Source organism: Streptomyces sp. NPDC088730, assembly GCF_044751215.1.
Lineage (GTDB): Bacteria > Actinomycetota > Actinomycetes > Streptomycetales > Streptomycetaceae > Streptomyces.
On record NZ_JBIVLK010000001.1, the window covers coordinates 1,375,124 to 1,397,642 of the forward strand.

The 22,519-nt window shown below is 70.8% G+C and carries 29 protein-coding genes and 1 pseudogene; 19 read left to right on the forward strand and 11 right to left on the reverse strand.

Annotated features, from left to right (window positions below):
• Positions 1 to 7 precede the first annotated feature (7 nt).
• The 5 genes from sufC to ACIP89_RS06145 all read left to right on the forward strand — a co-directional run bounded on the left by sufC (position 8) and on the right by ACIP89_RS06145 (position 4,398).
• Positions 8 to 772 (forward strand): Fe-S cluster assembly ATPase SufC, encoded by a 765-nt coding sequence (gene sufC / locus ACIP89_RS06125; RefSeq protein WP_327336326.1) that lies wholly within the window; start codon positions 8 to 10, stop codon positions 770 to 772.
• Positions 769 to 2,037, forward strand: a complete 1,269-nt coding sequence (locus tag ACIP89_RS06130) for a cysteine desulfurase (RefSeq protein ID WP_073735372.1) — start codon at positions 769 to 771, stop codon at positions 2,035 to 2,037. The genes sufC and ACIP89_RS06130 overlap by 4 nt, the downstream gene beginning before the upstream one ends.
• A gap of 20 nt (positions 2,038 to 2,057) precedes the next feature.
• Entirely contained in the window at positions 2,058 to 2,513 is a 456-nt protein-coding gene (gene sufU, locus ACIP89_RS06135) for a Fe-S cluster assembly sulfur transfer protein SufU (RefSeq protein ID WP_024492621.1), read from the forward strand.
• Positions 2,510 to 2,848: a metal-sulfur cluster assembly factor gene (locus ACIP89_RS06140; protein WP_056783575.1), complete on the forward strand. Its 339-nt coding sequence runs from the start codon at positions 2,510 to 2,512 to the stop codon at positions 2,846 to 2,848. Before sufU ends, ACIP89_RS06140 begins: the two co-directional genes overlap by 4 nt.
• A 155-nt stretch (positions 2,849 to 3,003) precedes the next feature.
• On the forward strand, positions 3,004 to 4,398 hold the full coding sequence (locus tag ACIP89_RS06145; RefSeq protein WP_402113290.1) for a DUF3616 domain-containing protein: 1,395 nt from the start codon (positions 3,004 to 3,006) through the stop codon (positions 4,396 to 4,398).
• A 489-nt stretch (positions 4,399 to 4,887) separates the two neighbouring features.
• Here the strand turns inward: ACIP89_RS06145 and ACIP89_RS06150 are convergent, their stop codons facing one another.
• Both ACIP89_RS06150 and ACIP89_RS06155 read right to left on the reverse strand, forming a co-directional pair.
• Positions 4,888 to 5,040, reverse strand: a complete 153-nt coding sequence (locus tag ACIP89_RS06150) for a hypothetical protein (RefSeq protein ID WP_401923317.1) — start codon at positions 5,038 to 5,040, stop codon at positions 4,888 to 4,890.
• The gene (locus ACIP89_RS06155) at positions 5,037 to 5,276 is read right to left on the reverse strand and encodes a hypothetical protein (protein WP_402113291.1); all 240 of its coding nucleotides are present in this window, start codon (positions 5,274 to 5,276) and stop codon (positions 5,037 to 5,039) included. Before ACIP89_RS06155 ends, ACIP89_RS06150 begins: the two co-directional genes overlap by 4 nt.
• Before the next feature lie 104 nt (positions 5,277 to 5,380).
• On the opposite strand from ACIP89_RS06155, the gene ACIP89_RS06160 reads away from it, so the two are divergent.
• From ACIP89_RS06160 to ACIP89_RS06185, 6 genes are all read left to right on the forward strand, one after another.
• Entirely contained in the window at positions 5,381 to 6,211 is an 831-nt protein-coding gene (locus ACIP89_RS06160) for a Scr1 family TA system antitoxin-like transcriptional regulator (RefSeq protein ID WP_401923321.1), read from the forward strand.
• Entirely contained in the window at positions 6,208 to 6,417 is a 210-nt protein-coding gene (locus ACIP89_RS06165; RefSeq protein WP_401923323.1) for a DUF397 domain-containing protein, read from the forward strand. Before ACIP89_RS06160 ends, ACIP89_RS06165 begins: the two co-directional genes overlap by 4 nt.
• 137 nt (positions 6,418 to 6,554) lie before the next feature.
• Complete coding sequence (locus tag ACIP89_RS06170; RefSeq protein WP_402113293.1) at positions 6,555 to 7,106, forward strand: YciI family protein; 552 nt, start codon at positions 6,555 to 6,557, stop codon at positions 7,104 to 7,106.
• 86 nt (positions 7,107 to 7,192) lie between these two features.
• Positions 7,193 to 7,402 (forward strand): DUF397 domain-containing protein, encoded by a 210-nt coding sequence (locus tag ACIP89_RS06175; RefSeq protein WP_402113295.1) that lies wholly within the window; start codon positions 7,193 to 7,195, stop codon positions 7,400 to 7,402.
• A gap of 140 nt (positions 7,403 to 7,542) precedes the next feature.
• Positions 7,543 to 7,752, forward strand: coding sequence for a DUF397 domain-containing protein (locus tag ACIP89_RS06180; protein ID WP_401923329.1), 210 nt, complete (start codon positions 7,543 to 7,545; stop codon positions 7,750 to 7,752).
• Between the two features lie 193 nt (positions 7,753 to 7,945).
• Positions 7,946 to 8,155 carry a DUF397 domain-containing protein gene (locus ACIP89_RS06185; protein ID WP_401923331.1) on the forward strand — a complete coding sequence of 70 codons (210 nt, stop codon included), beginning with the start codon at positions 7,946 to 7,948 and terminating at the stop codon, positions 8,153 to 8,155.
• 66 nt (positions 8,156 to 8,221) lie between these two features.
• Here the strand turns inward: ACIP89_RS06185 and ACIP89_RS06190 are convergent, their stop codons facing one another.
• Positions 8,222 to 8,806 carry an SUKH-4 family immunity protein gene (locus ACIP89_RS06190; protein ID WP_402113297.1) on the reverse strand — a complete coding sequence of 195 codons (585 nt, stop codon included), beginning with the start codon at positions 8,804 to 8,806 and terminating at the stop codon, positions 8,222 to 8,224.
• 240 nt (positions 8,807 to 9,046) lie between these two features.
• On the opposite strand from ACIP89_RS06190, the gene ACIP89_RS06195 reads away from it, so the two are divergent.
• Positions 9,047 to 9,676, forward strand: coding sequence for an alpha-ketoglutarate-dependent dioxygenase AlkB (locus tag ACIP89_RS06195; protein WP_402113298.1), 630 nt, complete (start codon positions 9,047 to 9,049; stop codon positions 9,674 to 9,676).
• An 82-nt stretch (positions 9,677 to 9,758) separates the two neighbouring features.
• Here ACIP89_RS06195 and ACIP89_RS06200 read toward each other — a convergent pair whose 3' ends face one another.
• The 3 genes from ACIP89_RS06200 to ACIP89_RS06210 form a co-directional block, all read right to left on the reverse strand.
• Positions 9,759 to 10,763, reverse strand: coding sequence for a MerR family transcriptional regulator (locus tag ACIP89_RS06200; protein WP_402113300.1), 1,005 nt, complete (start codon positions 10,761 to 10,763; stop codon positions 9,759 to 9,761).
• A gap of 6 nt (positions 10,764 to 10,769) precedes the next feature.
• Positions 10,770 to 11,468, reverse strand: a complete 699-nt coding sequence (locus tag ACIP89_RS06205) for a HEAT repeat domain-containing protein (RefSeq protein ID WP_402113302.1) — start codon at positions 11,466 to 11,468, stop codon at positions 10,770 to 10,772.
• A gap of 67 nt (positions 11,469 to 11,535) precedes the next feature.
• A complete protein-coding gene (locus ACIP89_RS06210) occupies positions 11,536 to 12,555 on the reverse strand; it encodes a hypothetical protein (protein WP_402113502.1) in 1,020 nt (339 codons plus the stop codon).
• 211 nt (positions 12,556 to 12,766) lie between these two features.
• Between ACIP89_RS06210 and ACIP89_RS06215 the strand changes: the two genes are divergently transcribed.
• Together ACIP89_RS06215 and ACIP89_RS06220 are read left to right on the forward strand one after the other, a co-directional pair.
• Positions 12,767 to 13,087: a multidrug efflux SMR transporter gene (locus ACIP89_RS06215; protein WP_024494376.1), complete on the forward strand. Its 321-nt coding sequence runs from the start codon at positions 12,767 to 12,769 to the stop codon at positions 13,085 to 13,087.
• The gene (locus tag ACIP89_RS06220; protein WP_402113303.1) at positions 13,087 to 13,623 is read left to right on the forward strand and encodes a TetR/AcrR family transcriptional regulator; all 537 of its coding nucleotides are present in this window, start codon (positions 13,087 to 13,089) and stop codon (positions 13,621 to 13,623) included. Before ACIP89_RS06215 ends, ACIP89_RS06220 begins: the two co-directional genes overlap by 1 nt.
• An 81-nt stretch (positions 13,624 to 13,704) precedes the next feature.
• Here the strand turns inward: ACIP89_RS06220 and ACIP89_RS06225 are convergent, their stop codons facing one another.
• A complete protein-coding gene (locus ACIP89_RS06225; protein ID WP_402113305.1) occupies positions 13,705 to 14,583 on the reverse strand; it encodes a winged helix-turn-helix transcriptional regulator in 879 nt (292 codons plus the stop codon).
• Between the two features lie 129 nt (positions 14,584 to 14,712).
• Here ACIP89_RS06225 and ACIP89_RS06230 point away from each other — a divergent pair, with 129 nt between their 5' ends.
• The 3 genes and pseudogenes from ACIP89_RS06230 to dapD all read left to right on the forward strand — a co-directional run bounded on the left by ACIP89_RS06230 (position 14,713) and on the right by dapD (position 17,317).
• Positions 14,713 to 15,966 carry an MFS transporter gene (locus tag ACIP89_RS06230; protein ID WP_402113307.1) on the forward strand — a complete coding sequence of 418 codons (1,254 nt, stop codon included), beginning with the start codon at positions 14,713 to 14,715 and terminating at the stop codon, positions 15,964 to 15,966.
• A pseudogene (locus ACIP89_RS06235) lies at positions 15,963 to 16,253 on the forward strand (RNA polymerase sigma factor); the annotation flags it as partial. The gene ACIP89_RS06230 and the pseudogene ACIP89_RS06235, both read left to right, overlap by 4 nt.
• 74 nt (positions 16,254 to 16,327) lie before the next feature.
• Positions 16,328 to 17,317 carry a 2,3,4,5-tetrahydropyridine-2,6-dicarboxylate N-succinyltransferase gene (gene dapD / locus ACIP89_RS06240; protein WP_401923352.1) on the forward strand — a complete coding sequence of 330 codons (990 nt, stop codon included), beginning with the start codon at positions 16,328 to 16,330 and terminating at the stop codon, positions 17,315 to 17,317.
• A 57-nt stretch (positions 17,318 to 17,374) separates the two neighbouring features.
• Here the strand turns inward: dapD and dapA are convergent, their stop codons facing one another.
• On the reverse strand, positions 17,375 to 18,268 hold the full coding sequence (gene dapA, locus ACIP89_RS06245) for a 4-hydroxy-tetrahydrodipicolinate synthase (protein ID WP_401925973.1): 894 nt from the start codon (positions 18,266 to 18,268) through the stop codon (positions 17,375 to 17,377).
• 212 nt (positions 18,269 to 18,480) lie between these two features.
• On the opposite strand from dapA, the gene ACIP89_RS06250 reads away from it, so the two are divergent.
• Positions 18,481 to 19,095, forward strand: a complete 615-nt coding sequence (locus ACIP89_RS06250; RefSeq protein ID WP_401925976.1) for a DUF4232 domain-containing protein — start codon at positions 18,481 to 18,483, stop codon at positions 19,093 to 19,095.
• An 18-nt stretch (positions 19,096 to 19,113) separates the two neighbouring features.
• Here the strand turns inward: ACIP89_RS06250 and ACIP89_RS06255 are convergent, their stop codons facing one another.
• The 3 genes from ACIP89_RS06255 to ACIP89_RS06265 form a co-directional block, all read right to left on the reverse strand.
• Positions 19,114 to 19,557, reverse strand: coding sequence for a GNAT family N-acetyltransferase (locus ACIP89_RS06255; protein WP_401925760.1), 444 nt, complete (start codon positions 19,555 to 19,557; stop codon positions 19,114 to 19,116).
• 31 nt (positions 19,558 to 19,588) lie between these two features.
• Positions 19,589 to 20,371, reverse strand: coding sequence for a phosphodiesterase (locus tag ACIP89_RS06260; RefSeq protein ID WP_401923358.1), 783 nt, complete (start codon positions 20,369 to 20,371; stop codon positions 19,589 to 19,591).
• 78 nt (positions 20,372 to 20,449) lie between these two features.
• On the reverse strand, positions 20,450 to 21,568 hold the full coding sequence (locus ACIP89_RS06265) for a lipid II:glycine glycyltransferase FemX (RefSeq protein WP_401925763.1): 1,119 nt from the start codon (positions 21,566 to 21,568) through the stop codon (positions 20,450 to 20,452).
• Between the two features lie 145 nt (positions 21,569 to 21,713).
• On the opposite strand from ACIP89_RS06265, the gene ACIP89_RS06270 reads away from it, so the two are divergent.
• On the forward strand, positions 21,714 to 22,439 hold the full coding sequence (locus ACIP89_RS06270; RefSeq protein ID WP_401925765.1) for an antibiotic biosynthesis monooxygenase: 726 nt from the start codon (positions 21,714 to 21,716) through the stop codon (positions 22,437 to 22,439).
• Positions 22,440 to 22,519 lie beyond the last annotated feature (80 nt).

Genomic DNA, 22,519 nt, shown 5'->3' on the forward strand with positions numbered 1-22,519 from the left:
GTCACCCATGGCAACGCTTGAAATCCGCGACCTGCACGTCACCGTCGAGGCCGACAACGCCACGAAGGAGATCCTCAAGGGCGTCGACCTGACCGTGAAGCAGGGCGAGACCCACGCCATCATGGGCCCCAACGGGTCCGGCAAGTCCACCCTCGCCTACTCCCTCGCAGGCCACCCCAAGTACACGGTCACCAGCGGCACCGTGACCCTGGACGGCGAGGACGTCCTGGAGATGACCGTCGACGAGCGCGCCCGCGCCGGTCTGTTCCTCGCCATGCAGTACCCGGTCGAGATCCCCGGTGTCTCGGTCTCCAACTTCCTGCGCACCTCCGCCACCGCCGTCCGCGGCGAGGCGCCCAAGCTGCGTACCTGGGTGAAGGAGGTCAAGGAGGCCATGTCCGAGCTCCAGATGGACCCCGCCTTCGCCGAGCGCAACGTCAACGAGGGCTTCTCCGGCGGCGAGAAGAAGCGCCACGAGATCCTTCAGCTGGAGCTGCTCAAGCCGAAGATGGCGATCCTCGACGAGACGGACTCCGGTCTGGACGTCGACGCGCTGAAGACCGTCTCCGAGGGCGTCAACCGGGTCCGCGAGTCCGGCGAGGTCGGCACGCTGCTGATCACGCACTACACGCGCATCCTCAAGTACATCAAGCCCGACTTCGTGCACGTCTTCGCCAACGGCCGCATCGCCGCGTCCGGCGGCGCCGAGCTGGCCGACAAGCTGGAGAACGAGGGCTACGAGGCCTACACGAAGGGTGGCGCTTCCGCGTGACTGACGCCCGACAGGGGCTCTCCGGCCTCCTCGACACCGAGGCGATCCGCAAGGACTTCCCGATCCTGGACCGCACGGTCCACGACGGCAAGAAGATCGTGTACCTGGACAGCGCGGCGACCTCGCAGAAGCCGCGCCAGGTGCTCGATGCCCTCAACGAGTACTACGAGCGGCACAACGCCAATGTGCACCGCGGCGTGTACACGATCGCGGAAGAGGCCACGGCGCTGTACGAAGGCGCCCGTGACAAGGTCGCCGCGTTCATCAACGCACCCAGCCGCAACGAGGTGATCTTCACCAAGAACGCCTCGGAGTCGCTCAACCTCGTGGCGAACATGCTCGGCTGGGCCGACGAGCCCTACCGGGTCGACCACGAGACCGAGATCGTCACCACGGAGATGGAGCACCACTCCAACATCGTGCCGTGGCAGCTGCTCTCGCAGCGCACCGGCGCGAAGCTGAAGTGGTTCGGCATCACCGACGACGGCCGGCTCGACCTGTCCAACATCAACGAGATCATCACCGAGAAGACGAAGATCGTCTCCTTCACGCTGGTCTCGAACATCATGGGCACGATCAACCCGGTCGAGCAGATCGTCCGGCGCGCCCAGGAAGTCGGCGCGCTGGTCTGCATCGACGCCTCGCAGGCCGCCCCGCACATGGTGCTCGACGTGCAGGCGCTCCAGGCCGACTTCGTGGCCTTCACCGGCCACAAGATGGTCGGCCCGACCGGCATCGGCGTGCTCTGGGGACGGCAGGAGCTCCTGGAGGACCTGCCGCCGTTCCTCGGCGGCGGCGAGATGATCGAGACCGTGTCGATGCACTCGTCGACCTACGCTCCCGCGCCGCACAAGTTCGAGGCCGGTACGCCCCCGATCGCCCAGGCCGTCGGCCTCGGCGCGGCCGTGGACTACCTCTCGGCGATCGGCATGGAGAACATCCACCGCCACGAGCAGGCGATCACCGAGTACGCGGTGAAGCGGCTCCTGGAGGTCCCGGACCTCAGGATCATCGGTCCGGCCACCGCCGAGGACCGCGGGGCCACGATCTCCTTCACACTGGGCGACATCCACCCGCACGACGTGGGCCAGGTACTCGACGAGCAGGGCATCGCCGTCCGGGTCGGGCACCACTGCGCACGGCCGGTCTGCCTGCGGTACGGAATTCCTGCGACGACGCGAGCGTCGTTCTATCTGTACTCCACGCCCGCCGAGGTCGACGCCCTGGTGGACGGCCTGGAACACGTCCGGAACTTTTTCGGTTAGACAGCGGCGAGGGTTGACTGGTGAAGCTTGATTCCATGTACCAGGAAGTGATCCTGGACCACTACAAGCACCCCCATGGGCGCGGCCTGCGGGACGGCGACGCCGAGGTGCATCACGTCAATCCGACGTGCGGTGACGAGATCACGCTGCGCGTGCGGTACGACGGCGAGACCATCGCCGATGTGAGCTACGAGGGCCAGGGCTGCTCCATCAGCCAGGCCAGCGCCTCCGTGCTGAACGAGCTGCTGGTCGGCAAGGAACTGGGCGAGGCCCAGAAGATCCAGGCCGCGTTCCTGGAGCTGATGCAGTCCAAGGGACAGCTGGAGCCGGACGACGCGATGGAGGAGGTGCTGGAGGACGCGGTCGCGTTCGCCGGCGTCTCCAAGTACCCGGCCCGGGTCAAATGCGCGCTGCTGAGCTGGATGGCGTGGAAAGACGCGACGGCGAAGGCGCTGTCCGAAGGGAAGACGGCATGAGCGACAACGAGACTCTCACCACCAAGCCGGCCTCCGAGGAGGAGGTCCGCGAGGCGCTGTACGACGTCGTCGACCCCGAGCTGGGCATCGACGTCGTCAACCTGGGCCTGATCTACGGCATCCACGTGGACGACGCCAACATCGCCACCCTCGACATGACCCTGACGTCCGCGGCCTGCCCGCTGACCGACGTCATCGAGGACCAGGCGAAGTCCGCCACCGACGGCATCGTCAACGAGCTCAGGATCAACTGGGTCTGGATGCCGCCGTGGGGCCCGGACAAGATCACCGACGACGGCCGCGAGCAGCTGCGCGCGCTGGGCTTCAACGTCTGAGTCCCACCCGTACGACGTCCCACCTGTACGGCCCCCGGCGTGAATTCGCCGGGGGCCGTCCGGTGTTGTTCGCTCGTTGTACCCCTGGTGTGTACCGTGCGTTGGCGGGGGAACCGGAACCTACTTCTCGACACCACGCCGACGAGAGGCACACCGTGCTGCATCAGCTTGTCCTCCCTCACCGCCGGACCGTCGCCGCCGCGGGAGGTGCGCTGGCGCTGGCCGCTCTCGGACTCGGCGCGCCCGCGCACGCCGCGAGCTACGGGACGCCGACGATCGCTCTGTCGTCCGGCTACCTGTCCGGAGCCGTCGGCGCGACCGCCGACCCCGTGGTGACGGTCACCGTCGGGCAGAGCGGAGCCGATGTGTCGGCCCTCGGTGTGGCGGCCTCCGCGAGCTCCAAGTCGTCCGTCGCCGCGACCGGCGATGTGACGGTGACCGGCACGGGCGCCACCCGGCAGCTCCGGGTCGCCGCCCACGCCCGCGGCTACACCGACCTCACGATCAAGGTCACCGGCCTCGGCGGCAAGACCGCCACCAAGTCCCTGCACTTCGCGGCGTCCGCCGCCGTCGAGAACGCGGCCGACACCCGCTACCTCACCGGTTCCTCGGACGCCTCGGCCGCCGTGGACGTGGGCGGCGGTTACGTGGTGGTGGCGGACGACGAGACCAACACCCTGCGCCTCTACGACAGTTCGGTGTCAGGCGCCCCCGTCCGCACCTGGGACGTCGCCTCGAAGCTGGGCGTCTCCAAGGAGGTCGACATCGAGGGCGCGGCGCGGGTCGGTAACACGATCTACTGGACCGGTTCGCTGGGCAACAACAAGGACGGCGAGTACAAGTCCGACCGCAACACCGTCTTCACGACCACGGTGAGCGGCTCGGGCGCCGCCACCCAGCTGACGGTCGGCGGGAAGTACAAGAAGCTCCGCGACGACCTGGTCGCCTGGGACAAGTCGAACGGCGACCGCTACGGTTTCGCGGCGGGGACGAAGGACGGCGAAGTCCCCAAGCAGATCGACGGATTCAACGTCGAGGGCCTGGAGTTCGCCCCCGGCTCCACGACCACCGCCTACATCGGCTTCCGCGCCCCGCTCGTCCCGCCGAAGAGCGGCGGCAAGGCGCTGATCGTGCCCGTCACCAACTTCGACAAGGTGGCCGGCTCAGGAGCGAAGGCGACGATCGGCACCCCGATCGAGCTGGACCTCGGCGGGCTCAGCATCCGCGACATCCGTAAGAACTCCGCCGACCAGTACCTGATCGTGGCCGGTTCCTGGGCGGCCGATGACAACTCCGACCCGTACGCCCTCTACTCCTGGGACGGCATCGCGGGCCACGCACCGGTCAAGCGGCTCGACCTGCCGACCTCGGACCCGGGCGGCTGGGAGGCCGTCGTCGCCGTCCCCGACCTGAACACGCCCGGCGCACGCGCCCAGCTGATCACGGACGCGGGCTCGGCCGACCTGTACGGGGACGGTACGGAGGCCAAGGACCTCGACCACGACGAGTGGAAGAAGTCCCGCGCCACCTGGTTCACCGTCAACGGCTGATCCGCAAGGGCGAATCCCACGGTTCGCCCTCCGCACGGCCGTGCCCGCCGGTCCGCCCGGTGAGCACGGCCGTTTCGTCTGCCGTCCTCTGCCCGCCCCGACCGCACGCGCCGCCCGGCGAACGTCACCAGGAGGCCGAGGGCGGGGTCGACCACGGTGAACAGGTCGGGGCACCCGGACTCCAGCCGGGCCATGGCGTGATCCTGCTGGCCGAGGTCGTCGCTCCAGCTCCGGAGCGCGTCCCGCACACCGGAGCTCTGACGGATCACGGACCGCAGGTCCCTCCCGCCGCCGGACCACGCGGAGCCCCACACGGCGTCACACCCGTCCCCGAGACGGAGCGCCTGCCGCCGCAGCCACCGTAGGGCGAGCCGGCGATTCCTCACCACGGCCCCGGCGAGCGAAACGGCGCGCTGCCCGGTCGTCGCGGTGACCTCCACCGCGTATCCCGCACCGGTCACGCGGCACGCTCCCCGCCCGGGTGCGGCTTCACGGCCGTTCCCCGTGCTCGGCGGCGAGATGCCGCCTGCGCAGCACCCGGCAGTCGGTCGCCCGGCTCTCGTCCCTCACGCGCCGGGCCTCGGCCTCGGCCACATCGAGTTCATGGCACTCACGGCACTCGGCTTCACTGCTGGAGTTCATGCCACCTCCCCCCGGCTCCTGGCGTTCTCGTACGCGGTACGGGCGCGGAGCCGCTCGTCGCGGGTGGCGGGCCGGACGTACGCGGGGATGGCCTCCCACTCGGGACCCCCGCCGATCGGCCGCAGCGACCAGTAGGGGCCGGAAACCCCTCGGAACTCCCCGACGCGGTCGTTACGGCCCCGGTCCACCAGGATTGCCCCGGCGGGCGGGGGTTGGGCGCGCTTCTTTTCAGGCATCGCCGCACCTCTCTGTAGTCGCTCCACTACCAAGGGCGTTCAGCGTGGCCTAGGGTTGGAACCGGTTCAACTTGCAGTAACTGAGTGAGGAGTTGGGTTTCCGCATGGTGAATCGGAAGGAACTGGACCCGGATAAGTCCCCCAGTGCGCGCTTCGGTCAGCTTCTCCGTACGCTGCGGGATGCGCGAGGTTGGACACAGGATGAGCTCGCCGAGCGTATGGGGTGCTCAGGTACACATATTTCTGCCGTTGAAACTGGTCGTCGCCCGCCAACTCTTCATTTTGCGAGGAGTGCTGACAGGGTGTTCGGTACAGGAGAGCGATTCGAACGCTTGAGTCGGGCGGTGAGGTACACGGCATTACTTGAAGGGTTTCCGGAGTACGTTGCGCATGAGGCACGTGCCACGGAGATCCGGCTGTACGAAGTGGGTGTCGTTCCTGGTCTGCTCCAGACGCCGGAGTACGCGGCAACGCTGGAAGCCGATGCGGTCCGACGTGAAGCAATCACCCCTGAACAGGCCGACGAACGAGTGGAGCTTGTGGTGCGGAGACAGGCCGCGCTTGCCCGCATTCCGTCGCCCTTGATCTTTGCTGTGCTCGACGAGAGCTGTATTCGTCGACCGATGGGTGATCCCGCGATCATGAAAGCGCAGTTAGACCGCCTGTTGGCGTTTGCTGAGCGGCCGAACACTGTGTTGCAAGTGGCGCCGTTCTCCATGGGGGCGCGGCGACCGTTCAGCCTGCCCATCACCGTGCTCACGATGCCGGACCGCTCCCTCATGTCCTATGCGGAGTCGGCCCAGCGGGGGCATTTCGAGCGTGAAACGGCCTTCGTGCTGCCCATGTTGATGGCCTACCATCAGCTACAGGCCGAAGCGCTCTCTCAGGCGGCATCCGTGGCCATGATCGAGCAGTTACGAAAGGGCACTCCGTGACGACCGAATCTCCCCGCTGGTTCAAGTCCTCATACAGCGGCAACGGCGGCCAGTGCATCGAGGTCGCCACCAACCTCGTTGCCTTGCGCGGCGTAGTCCCCGTCCGTGACTCCAAGAGCCCGACCGGCCCGGTCCTGAACGTCGCCGTCGGTTCGTTCGAATCCTTCGTCGCAGGCGTCAGCGCTGGCGCATTCGGCACCGTCTGACCCGTCCGGAGTCCGGGTTGGCCTACGACAGCGAGTTGCCGAGGGGGAACTGAGCCGGGGTGTGGCGGCCACGGCCGGCTCCTCCTCGGCGGGCAAACCCGCTCGACCTGAACGCGTCGTTGAAGAGATCATCAAGTATGGACTTTCTCTGCTACCACCGTGACCGGCCCGGCTCCTTGGCGCTTCGCGAGGAGCTGTCGGAAGAGCATTGGGCCTATATGGACCAGTATGCGAAAGAGATGATCGCCCGGGGTCCGACCTTCTCCGACGACCGTGAAACCCTCACCGGAAGCGTGCACGTCCTCGATCTTCCCGATCCCGCCGCTGCCCGTGCGTTCGCCTTCGACGAGCCGAACTACCAGGCCGGGGCCTACCGGGACGTGCTGTTGCGACGGTGGCGCAACATGCTCGGACGCACCATGTGGGACTTTCCCGGCGGGCGGGAAGGCGAAGACCGGTACCTGGTCCTCGGCCTGGGCACGGGGCAGGCCGCAGACGTCGCGCTGCCGCCCGACCGGGACGAGCTGATCGCCTACGGCCCACTGCTGTCCGACGACGGGGCCGTCTGGCTGGGCACGGCAGCGCTCGTCCGGGCGCCGGACGCGGACACGGCGCGCGCCATCCTGACCCAGGGTCGGTATGCAGCCATCGAGGTGCACAGCTGGTATTTCGGCGGGCGCCCCTCCTAAGGACTGTCGTACCATCGGCTATCGCCCGAGGCGGGGCCTCGGGCGGCGTCCGTGGGCACGATCGACCGGTTAGGAAAGGGCACTCCGTGGCGAACGAATCCCCCCGCTGGTTCAAGTCCTCGTACAGCGAGAACGGTGGCGCCTGCGTGGAGGTCGCCGCCAACCTCATCGCTTCGCGCGGTGTCGTTCCCATCCGTGATTCCAAGAGTCTGGCCGGTCCGGTGGTGAAAGTCGCCGTCGGGTCGTTCGCGTCCTTTGTTGCTGGCGTCAAGGGTGACGGGTTCGGCACGGTGTGACCGCTGCCGCCCGTTAGAGTGCCACCGCCGCGTGTCGGAGGATCGCGGCCCCGGTGACGCTGTCGCGATGTCGCACTACCATCAACTACGGTCCGGGGGCCGGTTCCGGGCACGATTGGCCAGTTGCGAAAGGGCACTCCGTGGTGAACGAATCCCCCCGCTGGTTCACGTCCTCCTACAGCAACAATGGTGGTCAGTGCGTCGAGGTCGCCACCAACCTCGCCGCCTCGCGTGGCATCGTCCCCGTCCGTGACTCCAAGAGTCTGGCCGGTCCGGTGGTGAACGTCGCCGTCGGTTCGTTCGCGTCCTTCGTTGCGGGCGTCAAGGCTGACGAGTTCGGCACGGTCTGACCACTGCCGTAGCAAAGTCGGCAACACCGCGCTGGTGTCCGTTCCGCCTGTCGCATCATCACTCCGTTGGACTGCCACCGCCGCGTGTCGGAGGATCGTGGCCCCGGTGACGCTGTCGCGATGTCGCACTACCATCAACTACGGGCCGGGGGCCGGCTCCGGGCACGATTGGCCAGTTGCGAAAGGGCACTGCGTGGTGAACGAATCCCCCCGCTGGATCACGTCCTCGTACAGCGACAACGGTGGTCAGTGCATCGAGGTTGCCGCCAACCTCATCGCTTCGCACGGTGTCGTCCCCGTCCGTGACTCCAAGCGTTCGACCGGTCCGCTCCTGATTGTCGCCGCCGGTTCGTTCGCATCCTTCATTGCGGGCGTCAAGGCCGGGAAGTTCGGCACTGCCTGACCGCTCGGCGGTTGCCCCGTCCCGTGCCGTCCCAGCAGACCGGGTCTCCGCCTGCCGTGAGACGCGCTATTGCCCCAGGCCCCGGATGCCGGCTCCGATGTCGGTGATGATCTCGACCCACTCGGAGTGCTCGTCACCGAAGGGGCGGGGATCCTTGCTTCTGATCTCGTTTCTGAAGGTGTCCAGGGACTCTGTCAGGGCTTCGATGAGCTCTTCGTCGTCCTCGTAGTCCTCTGGGAGGCTTGCGACGATTCTTGTCAGCCTCGTCATGGTGTGGACCAGCGAGGAGAGGTCGCGGTGAAGCGGGATCGGGCGCATGACGCCTTCGGCGAGTTGGTGCAGCTCACCTGATCGCGTGTCGACCACGACGGCGCTGACCTCGAAGTTCCCGAGGAAGACCCAGTTGGCAGCGGCGGCGGGCAGGTTCCACGTACTGCCGAGTTCGCCGACCGGGACGGCGCGGAATCCGAAGCCCTCTGCGTTGAGCCGGGGAACGGAGATGAACTCGCTGTCCGGCAGCCCGATCGTCGTGAGGAATGTCAGGGCATCGCCGCTGAAGCCGGCCGCCCGTGCCGTATCTGAAGGTGCTTGATGGACTCGCTCCTCGCCAAAGGTGTGAATGAGTTCATCGCGAGAGAGTTCGAAGATCATCTCAACCGTCCTGTCGTGTTCCGCTTGGCTCCGGCACGGCGTCCGGGGTGTGCTCGGACATCAGGCTCCCCGGTCGTATGAGGCGAAATCGGATAGAACCCAGTTCGTTCCGGTCGCCGTCCAGAGCCTTCGGCGGGACTCGGCGGCGGGCGGGGCGGTCGCTTTGGTGCGCGTGCTCCGGGCGAGACGGGCGGGATCATTGATTAGCTCATATGTTCGATTGATGCGTACACTGGACGCATGGCAACGCACCAGCTTCAGGGATCGCTCTTCGATCAGAGCGACGACGTGTCCCTGGGGCCGCTGGGCGGGATCCGGCGGACGGTCCTCGGGGACGGGGCCTGGATCGACCTGCTGCCGGGGTGGCTGAGTGGCGCAGGGGTTCTGTTCGAGCGGCTGGCCGCCGACGTTCCGTGGAAGGCGGAACGGCGGCAGATGTACGAGAGGGTCGTGGACGTGCCCCGGCTGCTCGCCTTCTACCGGGCCGGTGAACCGCTGCCGCACCCCGTTCTCGATGAGGCGCGCCGGTCCCTGTCCGCGCACTACGCCGCGGAGCTGGGGGAGGAGTTCACGACCGCCGGCCTGTGCCACTACCGCGACGGGCGCGACAGCGTGGCCTGGCACGGCGACCGCATCGGCCGGGGTGCCCGCGAGGACACCATGGTCGCCATCCTCTCCGTCGGCGCGCCCCGCGACCTGCTGCTCAGGCCCCTCCACGGTGGCGAGACCGTCCGTCGGCCCCTGGGTCACGGCGACCTGATCGTGATGGGCGGCTCCTGCCAGCGGACCTGGGAGCACGCCATCCCCAAGTCCGCCCGGACCGCCGGTGGGCGCATCAGCATTCAGTTCCGGCCGCGCGGGGTGCGGTAGCCGGCCCCGGCGTCCATGGGTGGCAGACGTCGCCCGCCGTCCGTCGGCCGGGAAAGGCGATTTCGGCCCGGCGACGGACCGGTCACCCCTCGCCGCGCAGCTGAAGCAGGTACGTCGCGGTCAGGGCCACAGCCCGGTCCCCGTCCCGCGCCAGCTCCACCAGCGCACGTGAGGCCCTCGTTCCGGGGACGCCCGCCAGCGCCTGGGTCAGCCGGCCGCGTGCGGGCGCCTCCATGGTGTCCTCGGCGAGGCGGTCGACGAGAGCGGCGGCGATCCGGTCCGCCTCGGCCGTGTCGTGCGCCAGCACGCCGAGTGCGTCGGCCGCGTCCGTGTCTTTCCTTCCCTCCACGATCATGTCGATGAGTGTCGGAACCGCCTCGGCCTCGCCGCGTGCACCGAGTGCCGGCGCCGCGTGCCCGCGCACCACGGCGTCGGGGTGGGTGAGGGCGTCCCGCAGTCGCGCTGCGGCCTCACCGCCGGGCAGCTCGGCGAGGGACTGAACGGCGCGCTCCCGCACGGCCGCCTCCGGGGAGTCGAGGCCCGCCGCCAGCAGCGCGGGACCCCGGTCGCCGGAGCGTGCGAGCGCCCAGCGAATGGCTCCGGCGACGTTCGGTTCCGTCTCGCTCAGCGCCGCCTCCACCAGGGCCTCCACCGGTACCGGCACCTCGTCGCCCGAGGACAGGGCCGCGCGCTGGCGCGCGTCGGCGTTCTTCGAGCCCAGCGCCCGCAGGAGGGCCACGACCCGAAGGACGTCGTCCCAGCCGGCCGGGTCCGTGGCGTCGACCCGGCGCAGCACCGTGAGCAGTTCGGTCTCCGCCGCGATGCGTTCGCGCGTCTGGCGGACGAGGTCGTCGACGAGCAGCGAGGGCGTGAAGCCGGGGTCGTCGAGTGCGCGCCCGATCTCACGCAGCGACAGCCCCAGTGACCGCAGGCTCTCGATGTGGAAGATCCGCCGGATGTCCTGCCCGGAGTACTCCCGGTAGCCGGAGCCGGTGCGGCCGGAAGGGCTCACCAGGCCCAGCGACTCGTAGTGCCGGAGCATTCGGGCGCTGACCCCGGACCGCCGGGCGACCTCACCGATCAACACGCCTCATCATCCCTCCTGGCCGGACCCGCCCAGGGCCACGACGCGCTTCGCCTCCTCGATCGCGTACTCGAATCCGGCGTCCGGATCGCGCAACAGCCGCTGGGTGGCGATGGCGTGCGCACGCACCCGCGGCTCCGGGGTGGCGGTCGCGGCGAGCAGGGCCGGCTCGGCCGCTTCCTCCAGCGCGACCAGGGACCGGCTCAGGCTCAGCTGCGTCTCCCGCCCACCGCGACCGAGCTGTGTCGCCAGCACCGTGGCCAGTGCGGATTCCCCGCCTTCCGGCACGAGCGCGACCGCCGTCCGCCAGGCGGTCCGCGCCACGTCGTCGTCGGCGTCGCACAGAAGCGCGAGGCTGATGGCCGGCCACGCCTGACGGTCCCCGATCTTCGACAGCGTGTGCAGCGCCTGGCTCCGTGCCTGCGCGCGCTCCGAGCCGAGTTCGCGGAGCAGCCCGGGAAGCGTCAGGGGTACCGGGTGCCGGGTGAGCGCCCAGGTCAGCATGTCGCGAACGAGGAACTCCGGCTCGACCGCGCATCGCTCGATGAGTCCGTCGACGAAGCGCGGGTCGGGAGCCGTGCCGGCCGCGAGCGCCGCCCGCAGCCGTACCGACGAACGCTCGTCCGCCAATCCCCGCAGCGCTCGTGCCGTGTCCGTCTCCCCACCCGTGCTCGTAACCGTGTTCGTGCCCTGCCCTGTGATCGCCATGGGGGCCACCTCCTTGGCGGGCAGTCAAGACCTTGTCACCGTGTCAAGGTCAAACACGAGGGCCGCCTCAGCCCGCGTACTGCGGCGGTGCGGCGGCGGCCTCGGCGAGGACCGGGCCCAGGTTCTCGGTGCGGATGCGGCGGTCCACGTACAGCAGGCCCGTCACCAGCGGCGGGAACGTGGCCACGATCATCTGGCTGACGAGCTGGCCGACCAGCAGGGCCAGCAGGTAGCCGCTCATGGCGATGACGATCGACGCCGCGTTCGGGTCGTCGCTCAGGCTGGCCGAGCCGAGCATGCCCGAGAACATGCCGAGGAACGTGAACGGCAGCTGGATCACATAGCTCGCGACCGCGGCCATGGCAGCCGCCAGCAGGCTTATGCCGAGGATCCGCCACCAGTCCCCGCGCACCAGCACGGACGAGCGGCGCATCGCGGCGATGGGGCCCTGGTTCTCGAAGACCGCGGCCGAGGGCGCCAGGCTGAACTTCACCCAGAGCCAGATCGCCAGCGGCGCGGTCGCCAGTGCGCCGAGGATGCCGATAATGATCAGCGTGACCGAGGCACCCCCGCCGCCCGAGCCGGTCAGGCCGACGATGAGGGCGACGACCCCGGCCCAGGCGAGCACGAGCGGGACCATCGCGATCAGCGAGGTCAGGAAGACGGTTCCGATCACGGCGGGGACCCGTGCCCAGGCCCGGCGCCAGACGGCGGAGAAGGTGGTCGGCCGGCCCAGCACCGCTTGCTGGAGGACCGAGGGCACGGCCGCGTACATCAGGGCCGTGGCGAGGACACCCGCGATCAGGCACACCAGGGCGATCAGGCAGAAGGCCACCAAAACCGGTACCCAGTCCTCGGTTCTGGCGTCCTCGTCGGCGCTGAGCGAGACCAGCCGGTCCAGATGGCCGGCCGTGGCGGAGTAGGCGATCGCGATCGCCGCCGCGATCACGGCCAACCCCCCGCCGTAGGCGGCCGCGCCGATGCCGAACAGCTGCTTGCCGTGCCGGCCCACGGTGGAGAACGCGCCGTTGAGTATGTCCCCGAGCCTCAGCGGCCCCAGGGGTATCACCCCGGGTCTGGGCGGCATCCAGCCGCCGCCCCAGCCGCCCCAGTTGGGCGTCCCCCCGTGCGGTGCGCCCCCGTGCGACGCGCCCTGCGGCCCGCCGCCCCACCCTGCGTCCTGCGCCACTGCGGTTCCGCCTGTCCCTCGGTCATGTACATGGACGGACCACGGTAGCGCCAGGTGAGTCCTGGTGACTCCGGACATGTCCCGCCCGCCGATGCGTACACTCGTACACATGGGATATGGACTGCTGGCCGCGGCCATCGCGGCGGAGGTGGCCGGGACGACCGCCATGAAGTACAGCGAGGGTTTCACCCGGCTCTGGCCCTCGCTGATCACCGTCGTCGGCTACCTGCTCGCCTTCTCGCTGCTCGCCCAGACCCTCAAGACCCTGTCGATGGGCACGGCGTACGCGATCTGGGCCGGCATCGGCACCGCCGCCGTCGCCGTCATCGGAATCCTGTTCATGGGGGAGTCCGGCAACCTGGTCAAGGTGGCGGGCATCGCGCTGGTCATCGCCGGTGTGGTGGTGCTCAATCTGGGCGGTGCGCACTGATGGTGCGGCGGTACGACCCCGAGCGGCGCGCCCGGATCATCGACGCGGCGATCCGAGTGGTCGGCGCCAAGGGCATCGCCGGGCTCAGCCACCGCTCCGTCGCCGCTGAGGCCGATGTGCCGCTCGGCTCGACGACGTATCACTTCGCCTCGCTGGACGAGTTGCTGATCGCCGCGCTCCGCCGGTCGAACGAGAACTTCGCCGCGCTCATGCGGGACAGCGCCGCCCTCGCCGACCCGGCCGCCGACCTCGCGGCCGAACTCGCCAGACTGCTCGGGGAGTTCTTCGGCTGCGGCCGGGGCCCGGCGGAGCTGGAGTACGAGCTGTACCTCGCCGCCCTGCGCAGGCCCGCGCTGCGGCCGGTCGCCGCCGAGTGGACCGACGGCACGGCCGGACTCCTCGCGGCGCGCACCGGTCCGGCCACCGCACGGGCGCTGGTCGCGCTGATGGACGGGATCTGCCTCCAGGTCCTGCTCACCGGCGGGGACTACGACGAGGCGTACGCCCGGGAGATGCTGGGGCGGATCGCGGGGTGACCCGGCGCGGCCGGGGCTGGGCCGAGTCGGGGGCACGCGCCTGGCGTCGGGCGGCGCGGCACCGCGCCCGCGGGGCTGTGCTCAGTCCGCGCCGCGGACCGCCGCCAGTGCCGCCCGCACGCTCTCTTCGATGTCGGTGATCGGATACAGCGCCTCGCGGACCGTGCGGTCCCGGTCCACCACCAGCGTCAGCCGCTTCAGCCGGCTGATCCCCGCCGCCCGGAAGGTGGGCAGCCGCAGGGCCGCCGTCAGCGTCAGCTCCGCGTCCGACAGCAGCGGGAAGCGCAGCCGCTCCGCCTCCGCGAACGCCCGCTGCTCGTCCGGGCGTTGGGTGGAGACGCCGTGCACCGTCGCGCCCGCCGCCGTGAACTCGGCCAGCTGGTCGCGGTACGTGCACGATTCGAGGGTGCAGCCCCGTGCGCCGGGAATGCCCGCCCAGCCCGGCGGATAGGACTCCGCGCGGGCGTAGGCGCCGGGGAAGAAGTACAGGACGGTGTACGGGGTGGCCGCGGCCACCGGGTCGTGCTCGCCCCCGGTGTGGAACGGCAGGCTCAGCTCCGGCACCCGGGTGCCCACCAGTGCGCGCACCCGCGCGGCCTCGTGCGAGGACTCCTGTGTGGTGGCCATGGTCGCCCCGTCTCCCGTCACCCACGCGTCGCCCCAGTCCTGGAGCGCGATCAGTACCGGCAGCAGGGCGCGGCCGCGCGGGGTCAGCCGGTACTCGTACCGGGCGGGCCGCTCCTGGTACGGCTCCCGGGACAGCACGTCCGCGTCGACCAGCAGCCGCAGCCGCTCCGTCAGGACCTTGCGGGACACGCCCAGCTCGTGCTGGAGCGCGTCGAAACGGTGCACCCCGCGCGCCGCGTCCCGCACGATCAGCAGGGTCCACCAGTCCCCGACCACGTCGAGCGCCTGGGCGATCGCGCAGTCGGCGTCGGCCAGGCTGGTTCGCTGGGGCATGGGGTTCCTCCGTCACGTCGGACGGCCATTCAACTGGATTGACCTGCGGAAAGCATGCTGCCATAGTCCGTTCCCAAAAGGAACTCACGAGTGGGTGCCTGCGGAATCGGGGACGGGGCGGGAATCGGCATGGGGACGGGTACCGGAACGGGGATGGTGCGGGGGGTGCCGCGTACGGTGCGGCTGCTGGCCCTCGGCGCGTTCTTCAACGGCGTGGTGAGCTTCACCTTCGTCTATCTCTTCGTCTACCTGACCGGGCCGCGCGGACTCTCCGTCGCCCAGGCCGGACTGCTCAGCGGTATCGGCGGCCTCGGACTCGTCGCGGGCAACTTCACCGGCGGCTGGTTCGGCGACCGCTACGGGCACCGACGGGCGCTGCTGGCCGGCGCCTGCGTCAGCGGGGTGGTGCTCGTCGGCCTCCCGCTGCTGCCGCTCACCGCCCTGTACGGCGTGCTCCCGCTCGCCGAGTACGCGACCGGGGTGGTGCGCGCCGCGAACGCCGCGCTCGTCGCGGTCTCCGTCCCCGAGGGCCGCCGGCGCCAGAGCTTCGCCCTGACCCGGTTCGCCGGCAACGGGGGCTTCGCCCTCGGACCGCCGCTCGGCGCGCTGATCGCCGCCCGCTTCTCGTACGACTGGCTCTTCGTCGTCGACGGCGTCGGCACCCTGCTGTACGCCGCTTACGCGGCACGCATCCTGCCCGCCCGTGGCACCGCGCACTCCCGTCCCGTGCACCGCCCGGACGCCCCCGGGCTCCGGAGCGAACTGCGGGCCAGGCCCGCGGTACCGGTGCTCCTCGCCGCGATCGTCTGCGTCGACCTGGTCTACCGCCAGCAGTACTCCACCCTGCCCGTCTTCCTGGCCGACCACGGCCACGGCACCCAGTTCTACGGCTGGCTCATCGCCGTCAACGGCGGCGTCATCCTCTGCCTCGAACTCCCCGCCGCCCACGCGCTGCGCGACCGGGCGCCGCTCGCCGTCGTAGGCACCGGACTGCTGCTGGTCGGGGCCGGCTACGCGGTGCTGATCCCCGGCGCCGGGGCGCTGTTCGCCGTCACGATGATGGTCTCGCTGACCCTGGGCGAGATCCTCTACAAGACCCCGGCCACGGCCTACGTCGCGGACCAGGCACCCGCCCACGCCCAGGGCCGGTTCCAGAGCCTGTACGCGGGCGCCTCCATCAGCGGACAGGTGCTCGCACCCCCGCTGGGCGGCGCGCTCTACACCACCGCGCCCGCGCTCCTGTGGCCCGCCTGCGCGGTGCTGGCCTGCGGCGCCGGGGTGGGCGTGCTCGCGGCCCGGCGGCTGCGTGAACCCCCAAGGCCCCTTCGGGCAACAGGAGGTGACCCACCCCGTACGGAGCCGGAGAGGGCGGAGGCACTGTGACCGGACCACCGAGAGACGACGACGCGGCCGTCGTCAGCCGGTCACTGGAACAGCCCGAGACTTTCGCGCTGCTCTGCGACCGGTACGCCGCCGACATCCACCGCTACGCCGCCCGCCGGCTCGGTGAGGGTGCCGCCGACGACACCACCGCCGACACCTTCCTCGTCGCCTTCCGGGCCCGCGCCCGCTTCGACACCGGCCGGGGGAGCGCCCGGCCCCGGCTGTACGGAATCGCCGCCGACCTTATCGGCAGGCACCGGCGCGCCGAGGTCAGGGCGCTGCGCGCGGCCGGCGGCCGGCGCGACGCCCGGAGGATGGGACCGGTTGGCCGGGGCGGGCCCCGGCCGGTTAGGTTCTGGTCATGACCGACACGACTTCCACCCGCACCACCGGCGCCGTCGCCGCCGGCCTCGCCACCATCGCCGGCGACGGTTCCGTTCTCGACACCTGGTTCCCCGCGCCCGAGCTCACCGCGGAGCCCGGCCCGGCCGGGACCGAGCGGCTCACTCCCGACCGCGCCGTCAACCTGCTCGGGGAGGGCGCCGCCAAGGCCATCGGCGTGGACGCCCGCCGCGGGGTCGAGGTCGTCGCCGTGCGTACGGTCATCGCGTCGCTCGACGACAAGCCGCTCGATACGCACGACGTGTACCTGCGGCTGCACCTGCTCTCGCACCGCCTCGTCCAGCCGCACGGGCAGAACCTGGACGGCATCTTCGGTTTCCTCACCAATGTCGCCTGGACCTCGCTCGGGCCGGTCGCCGTGGACGACCTGGAGAAGGTGCGGCTGAACGCCCGCGCCGAGGGCCTGCACCTCCAGGTCACCTCGGTCGACAAGTTCCCGCGCATGACGGACTACGTCGCGCCCAAGGGCGTCCGGATCGCCGACGCCGACCGGGTGCGGCTCGGCGCGCACCTCGCCTCCGGCACGACCGTCATGCACGAGGGCTTCGTCAACTTCAACGCCGGCACCCTCGGCACCTCCATGGTCGAGGGCCGGATCTCCGCGGGCGTCGTCGTCGGCAACGGCTCCGACATCGGCGGCGGCGCGTCCACCATGGGCACGCTCTCCGGCGGTGGCAAGGAGCGCATCGTGATCGGTGAGCGCTGCCTGGTCGGCGCCGAGGCCGGGGTCGGGATCGCGCTGGGCGACGAGTGCGTCGTCGAGGCCGGTCTGTACGTCACCGCCGGCACCCGGATCACGCTGCCGGACGGCCAGGTCGTCAAGGCGCGCGAGCTCTCCGGCGCCTCGAACATCCTCTTCCGCCGCAACTCGGTGACCGGCACCGTGGAGGCCCGCCCGAACAACGCGGTCTGGGACGGCCTCAACGACGTCCTGCACAGCAACGACTAGAGCCTGTCCGGTGGATCAGGGCCGGGGGCTATCCGACCCTGATCCACCGGACAGACGCTAAGCGGCGGCGAGGAGTCCCCCGTACGCCCTTCGCAGCCCGTCGGACGCTTCGCGCCCGGCGGGCTGCAGCGGTTCCCGGACCGGCCCCGCGTCCAGCAGCGCCTTCGCGGTCACCGTGCCGGGCAGCCCGGACGCCATCATCAGCTCGACGAGCGGGGCCAGCAGCCCGTTCAGCCGCGCCGCTCCCGCCGTGTCCCCGGCGTCGAACGCGTCCAGCACGGCCCGCAGCGCTCGTGGTGCCACGTTGGCCACCGTGCTGACGTACCCCGCGCCGCCCACCGCGTACAGCGGCAGATTCAGCTCCTCGCAGCCCGAGTAGTAGGCGAGCGAGGTGGCCGCGATGACCTTCGTCGCGCCCAGCAGGTCCTGCGAGCAGTCCTTCACCGCCACGACGCGCGGGTGCTCCGCCAGCCGCAGCACCGTCTCGGGTTCGATGCGGGTGCCGGTGCGGCCGGGGATGTCGTACAGCATCAGCGGGAGGCCCGCCGCGTCCGCGACCCGCCTGAAGTGCGCCTCGACGGCGGCCTGCGGCGGCCGGCTGTAGTACGGGGTCACGACCAGCAGGCCGTCGGCGCCCGCCCGTTCCGCCTGCCGGGCCAGTTCCACGGTGTGCCGGGTGTCCGAGGTGCCGATGCCCGCGATCACCGGCACGTCCGGACCTGCCGCCTCGCGCACCGCGCGCAGCAGCGTGACCTTCTCGGCGTCCGAGGTGGTCGGTGACTCGCCGGTGGTGCCGCTGAGCACCAGCCCGTCGCAGCCGTCCGCGACCAGGGCGGAGGCGTGCCGGGCGGCGGCCTCCGGATCGAGGGCTCCGTCGGCGGTGAACGGGGTGATCATGGCGCAGAGAGCGCTGCCGAAGGGGCGCGGCCGGGACGCCGCGGGAGATGTCATGACTGCGGGAGATGTCATGTCCGAAGTGTCCGCCCGACAGATCGTGAAGGTCTACTTAGTTCTTCTCCGGGTGAAGCTGAAGGAACGCTCAACGATTCTGCGCTCTGGCATGATCGGCCGCACATGGGGCGGGCCGACCTGGGGGCGGGAACATGGGCGTGCGGGGACTGACGGGGACAGGGATACGCGGAGCTGTCGCCGCGGCCCTGATCATGGCCGGAACACTCACCCTGTCCGGGTGCGCGGGATTCCTCGTGCCGGCGGGGGAGGGCGAGCCGGCCCCGAGCCCGTCGCGCACGGCATCCACGGGGGTGCACGTGAGCCCGCCGTCCCCGCTGGACATCGCGTCGCCGCCCGCCGAGCTCCCGGGGGAACCCGTCCGCCCGAGCCCCGCACCCTCCGCCACCGGCGGCTGTCCGGACTCCGGTCTCGTCGTGGACATGGGTCCCGTGGAGGCGGCGATGATGCACCGGGCCGTCGGGCTGACCCTCACCAACTGCGGCGGCAAGCCCGTCCGGGTCGACGGCTACCCCTCGGTCCAGGCCCTCGACGAGAACGGCGACGCGCTGCCGGTGAAGGTGAACCCGGGCTCGTCCTACATGGGCCGGGACAAGGGCCCCGAAGAGGTCATGCTGGCCCCCGGGAAGACCATGCGGTCGCTCCTGGCCTGGGTCTCCACCCCGACCGGCGGCGACCTGATCGAGGGCGACGCGCTGGAGATCGCCCCGGCGCCGGGTCTGGAGGCGCGCACCTTCCCGCTGGAGGGCGACGTAAGGATGCTCGACGAGTTCAACATGACGGGCTGGCGCACCTCGGCGTCCGGGTGACCGCCGGGGCGGGGCCGTTCAGAGGACGAGCTTGAAGCCCTCGTGGCTCGCGGCGAAGCCCAGCGAGGAATAGAACCGGTGCGCATCCGTCCGGTGCCTGCCGCTGGTCAGCTGGACCAGCGCGCAACCCCGCCGCACGGCCCGCTCGACGGTCCGCTCCATCAGCTCCCGCCCCAGCCCGCCGCCCCGCCGGTCCGGCCTGATCCGCACGGCCTCGATCAGCGCCCGCTCGGCACCGTGTCTGCCGAGCCCCGGGATATAGGTCGCCTGGAGGCAGCCGACCACCGCGTCGCCGTCCACCAGCACCAGGATCTCGTTGCGCGGATCGCCCGCGATATCGGCGAACGCCTTCTCGTAGGCCTCATCCACGACGATCGACGCCGGGTCGACGACCTCGTCCTCTTCGGCGAGCAGGGCGAGTACGGCGGGCAGGTCCTGGCGGGTGGCGGTACGCAGGTTCACACCGCGGATTCTGGCACGGTGGCCCGGAGCGTCAGTATCCGGACAGCACCCCGGCCGCATGACTGACCGGCACGGTGTGGGTCACCCACGCGTCGCCGGCGAGCAGATGCAGCAGGAACGACGTCGGCTCGGGCAGATAGCCGGGGACGGCGTCACGCAACGCCAGGCCGCTCTGCCGGTAGGTGCTGGGCGCCACGGCCAGCACGCCGCCCGCGAAGGCGACGGTGACGGGGCGGTGGACATGGCCGGCCAGCACGCGTACGACTCCGGGGTGCGCGGCGACCACCTCGGCCAGCGCGTCGCCGTCCGACAGCCGCATCCGGTCCAGGAACGGGATGCCCACCGGTACCGGCGGATGGTGCAGGCACACGAACGCCGGCACACCCGGCCTGCGGGACAGCGCACCGTCCAGCCACGCCAGCTGCTCGTCCCCCAGCAGCCCCCCGGGAGACCCGGCCACCCGTGAGTCCAGCACGGCCACCGTGACCTCCGGGTGTTCCACGGCGTAGTGCGTCTCCTCGCCCCCGCCCAGGAAGTCCGTCCCGCCGAAGGCGCCCAGCAGCGCCGCCGGATCGTCGTGATTGCCCGTCACCAGGTGCAGCGGCAGCGGGAAGCGGCCGATCACCTCGCGCAGCAGCGCGTACTCCTCGGGCGTGCCCCGGTCCGTCAGGTCGCCGGTGATCACCACACAGGCGGGCCGCGGGTCGAGGGCGAGCACCCGGCGCAGCGCACGGTCGAGGCCGGCCGCGGGTTCGGCGGCGAGGGCGCCGGTGGTGAGATGCGGATCGCTGAGGTGGGCCACGGAGACGGTCATCCCGACAGCCTGCCCCGTACCGGGCGCCCGTCACAGGGTCTTCGGCGCCCTCGCGCCCGCCCCTCCCGCGGGACAGGGCTAACGCCTGGCCATGTACAGGCTGAACGCCTTGTGCAGCAGCCTGTTGACCGGGTAGTCCCACTCACCGACGTACTCGGCCGCCCGGCCGCCGGTGCCCGCCTTGAAGCGCAGCAGGCCCAGCAGGTGGTTGCTCTCGTCGAGGGTGTCGGTGATGCCGCGCAGGTCGTAGACGGTCGCGCCCCGCTCGTGCGCGTCGCTCATCATCCGCCACTGGATCGCGTTGTTGGGCTGCACCTCGCGCCGGCGGCCGGTGGAGGCGCCGTACGAGTACCAGACGTGCGTCCCGACCGTCAGCATCGTCGCCGCGGAGAGGACCTCCCCGTCGTGGTGCGCGAGGTACAGCCGCATCCGCTCGGGGTCCTCGGCGCGCAGCGCGGTCCACATGCGCTGGAAGTAGTCGAGCGGCCGGGGGACGAAACGGTCGCGCTCGGCCGTCTCGCGGTACAGCCCGTAGAAGGCCGGAAGGTCGTCGTGGTCGCCCTCGACCACCTTGACGCCCGCCTTCTCCGCCTTCTTGATGTTGCGCCGCCACTGCTGGTTCAGCCCGTCGCGTACCTCCTCCAGCGACCGTCCGGCGAACGGCACCTGGAAGACGTACCGGGGCTGCCCGGCGCTGAAGCCGTCCGATTCCCCGTCCTCGCCCCGCTGCCAGCCCAGCCGGCGCAGCCGGTCCACCAGCTCGGCGGCTCCCGGCTCGCACACGTCCGGCTCGACGTCGCGCAGCCTGCGCGCGGCCGGATCGGGGATGGCGTCCTTGACGGTCCGCGCCTCCCAGCGGCGGGCGATCACCGGCGGGCCCATCCGTACCGTGAACGCGCCGCGCGCCTTGACGTGCGCCACCAGCGGATCCAGCCAGGGGCGCAGATCGTCCTCGTGCCACGGGATGACCGGTCCCTCCGGCAGATAGGCCAGGTACCGCTTCACCCGGGGGATCGGCCGGTAGAGGACCAGTGCGGCGCCGACCAGCTTCCCGGCGTCGAGCCAGCCGATACTCTCCGCGCGCCAGTCCGGCTTCACCTCGCCCCACGACGGGACCTGCATATGGCTCGCGGAACCCCGTGCCGCGACGAACGCCAGATGCTGTTCGCGCGTGATGTCCTCGACCCGCAGCGACATGCGGTACTCCGTTCGTTGTCCGGTTCTGTCCGATTCGTCAGCCTAACGACGACAGCGCGGGCCGTAGTTGACCTCAAGCGCACTTGACGTAACAGAGTGGCTGTCACGGGCGAGCCACAGGGGAGCGCCCACGAGGGGAGCAGCCGTGAGCGTGGAGTTCGTGACCCGGCCCGATTTCACCCGAGCGGACGCGGGGATCGTCAAGGCGAGCACCTGGGACGTCGGCACACCGGAGCGGCAGCGGCAGGCCGTCGAGGCCATCCGGGAGGCCTGGGCGAGCCGGGAGTGGCCGCATCCCGGGCTGCTCTCCTACTCGGTCGGCGCGGGGGAGGACGGCAGGACGCTCCTCCACTACTCGCAGTGGTCGGACGAGGAGAGCTACCAGGCCTTCGTCCGGACCGGCCGGGACGCGCGCAACGCCGACATCGACGCGGCCGTGCCGGGCATCGAGCGGCTCGGACTGCACACCTACGAGCTGTACCGCTCCTCGTCGTCCGAGGCGTCCGAGGGGTCCGAGGCACGGGAGCCGGGGTGCGTGGTGACCGTCGACGTCGAGTTCGAAGGAGCGGACGGGGCCCGCCAACGCGACTGGGTGGACAGCGTGTTCGAGGCGCTCGGCACGGACCCCGCGCCCGCGCCCGGCGGTATCGCCGGACACTTCCACGTGAGCACCGACGGAACCCGGGTGCTCAACTACGCGGAATGGGTCAGCGCGCAGGCCCACATCGACGCGCTGGCCGCCTCCGGGGAAGGGGTCGGTTCACGGACACCGCAGTGGGAGCGGGTGCGGGCCTACCCCGGCGTGACCGGTGGCGGCGTACACCGCTACACCCCCGCGCTCAGTCTGCGGCCGGCCGTCCCGGCGCGGTAACCACGCGGGCGCGCACGCCGGTTGCGGGTGCTGCGCGGGAGGGCGGCGGCGGACCTGTCCGGGTACCGGGCGGCGGGGCA

What these genes read in the sequence shown, in the direction of transcription:
- ACIP89_RS06265 (WP_401925763.1), bottom strand. Translation starts at nt 21,568, where the DNA reads ATGTCGCTGCGGGTCGAGGACATCACGCGCGAACAGCATCTGGCGTTC.
- ACIP89_RS06230 (WP_402113307.1), top strand. Translation starts at nt 14,713, where the DNA reads ATGGGGACGGGTACCGGAACGGGGATGGTGCGGGGGGTGCCGCGTACG.
- ACIP89_RS06150 (WP_401923317.1), bottom strand. Translation starts at nt 5,040, where the DNA reads ATGAACTCCAGCAGTGAAGCCGAGTGCCGTGAGTGCCATGAACTCGAT.
- sufC (WP_327336326.1), top strand. Translation starts at nt 8, where the DNA reads ATGGCAACGCTTGAAATCCGCGACCTGCACGTCACCGTCGAGGCCGAC.
- ACIP89_RS06170 (WP_402113293.1), top strand. Translation starts at nt 6,555, where the DNA reads ATGGACTTTCTCTGCTACCACCGTGACCGGCCCGGCTCCTTGGCGCTT.
- ACIP89_RS06160 (WP_401923321.1), top strand. Translation starts at nt 5,381, where the DNA reads ATGGTGAATCGGAAGGAACTGGACCCGGATAAGTCCCCCAGTGCGCGC.
- ACIP89_RS06220 (WP_402113303.1), top strand. Translation starts at nt 13,087, where the DNA reads ATGGTGCGGCGGTACGACCCCGAGCGGCGCGCCCGGATCATCGACGCG.
- ACIP89_RS06205 (WP_402113302.1), bottom strand. Translation starts at nt 11,468, where the DNA reads ATGGCGATCACAGGGCAGGGCACGAACACGGTTACGAGCACGGGTGGG.
- ACIP89_RS06250 (WP_401925976.1), top strand. Translation starts at nt 18,481, where the DNA reads ATGGCCGGAACACTCACCCTGTCCGGGTGCGCGGGATTCCTCGTGCCG.
- dapD (WP_401923352.1), top strand. Translation starts at nt 16,328, where the DNA reads ATGACCGACACGACTTCCACCCGCACCACCGGCGCCGTCGCCGCCGGC.
- ACIP89_RS06260 (WP_401923358.1), bottom strand. Translation starts at nt 20,371, where the DNA reads ATGACCGTCTCCGTGGCCCACCTCAGCGATCCGCATCTCACCACCGGC.
- ACIP89_RS06140 (WP_056783575.1), top strand. Translation starts at nt 2,510, where the DNA reads ATGAGCGACAACGAGACTCTCACCACCAAGCCGGCCTCCGAGGAGGAG.
- dapA (WP_401925973.1), bottom strand. Translation starts at nt 18,268, where the DNA reads ATGACATCTCCCGCGGCGTCCCGGCCGCGCCCCTTCGGCAGCGCTCTC.
- ACIP89_RS06195 (WP_402113298.1), top strand. Translation starts at nt 9,047, where the DNA reads ATGGCAACGCACCAGCTTCAGGGATCGCTCTTCGATCAGAGCGACGAC.
- ACIP89_RS06225 (WP_402113305.1), bottom strand. Translation starts at nt 14,583, where the DNA reads ATGCCCCAGCGAACCAGCCTGGCCGACGCCGACTGCGCGATCGCCCAG.
- ACIP89_RS06190 (WP_402113297.1), bottom strand. Translation starts at nt 8,806, where the DNA reads ATGATCTTCGAACTCTCTCGCGATGAACTCATTCACACCTTTGGCGAG.
- ACIP89_RS06155 (WP_402113291.1), bottom strand. Translation starts at nt 5,276, where the DNA reads ATGCCTGAAAAGAAGCGCGCCCAACCCCCGCCCGCCGGGGCAATCCTG.
- ACIP89_RS06215 (WP_024494376.1), top strand. Translation starts at nt 12,767, where the DNA reads ATGGGATATGGACTGCTGGCCGCGGCCATCGCGGCGGAGGTGGCCGGG.
- ACIP89_RS06210 (WP_402113502.1), bottom strand. Translation starts at nt 12,555, where the DNA reads ATGCCGCCCAGACCCGGGGTGATACCCCTGGGGCCGCTGAGGCTCGGG.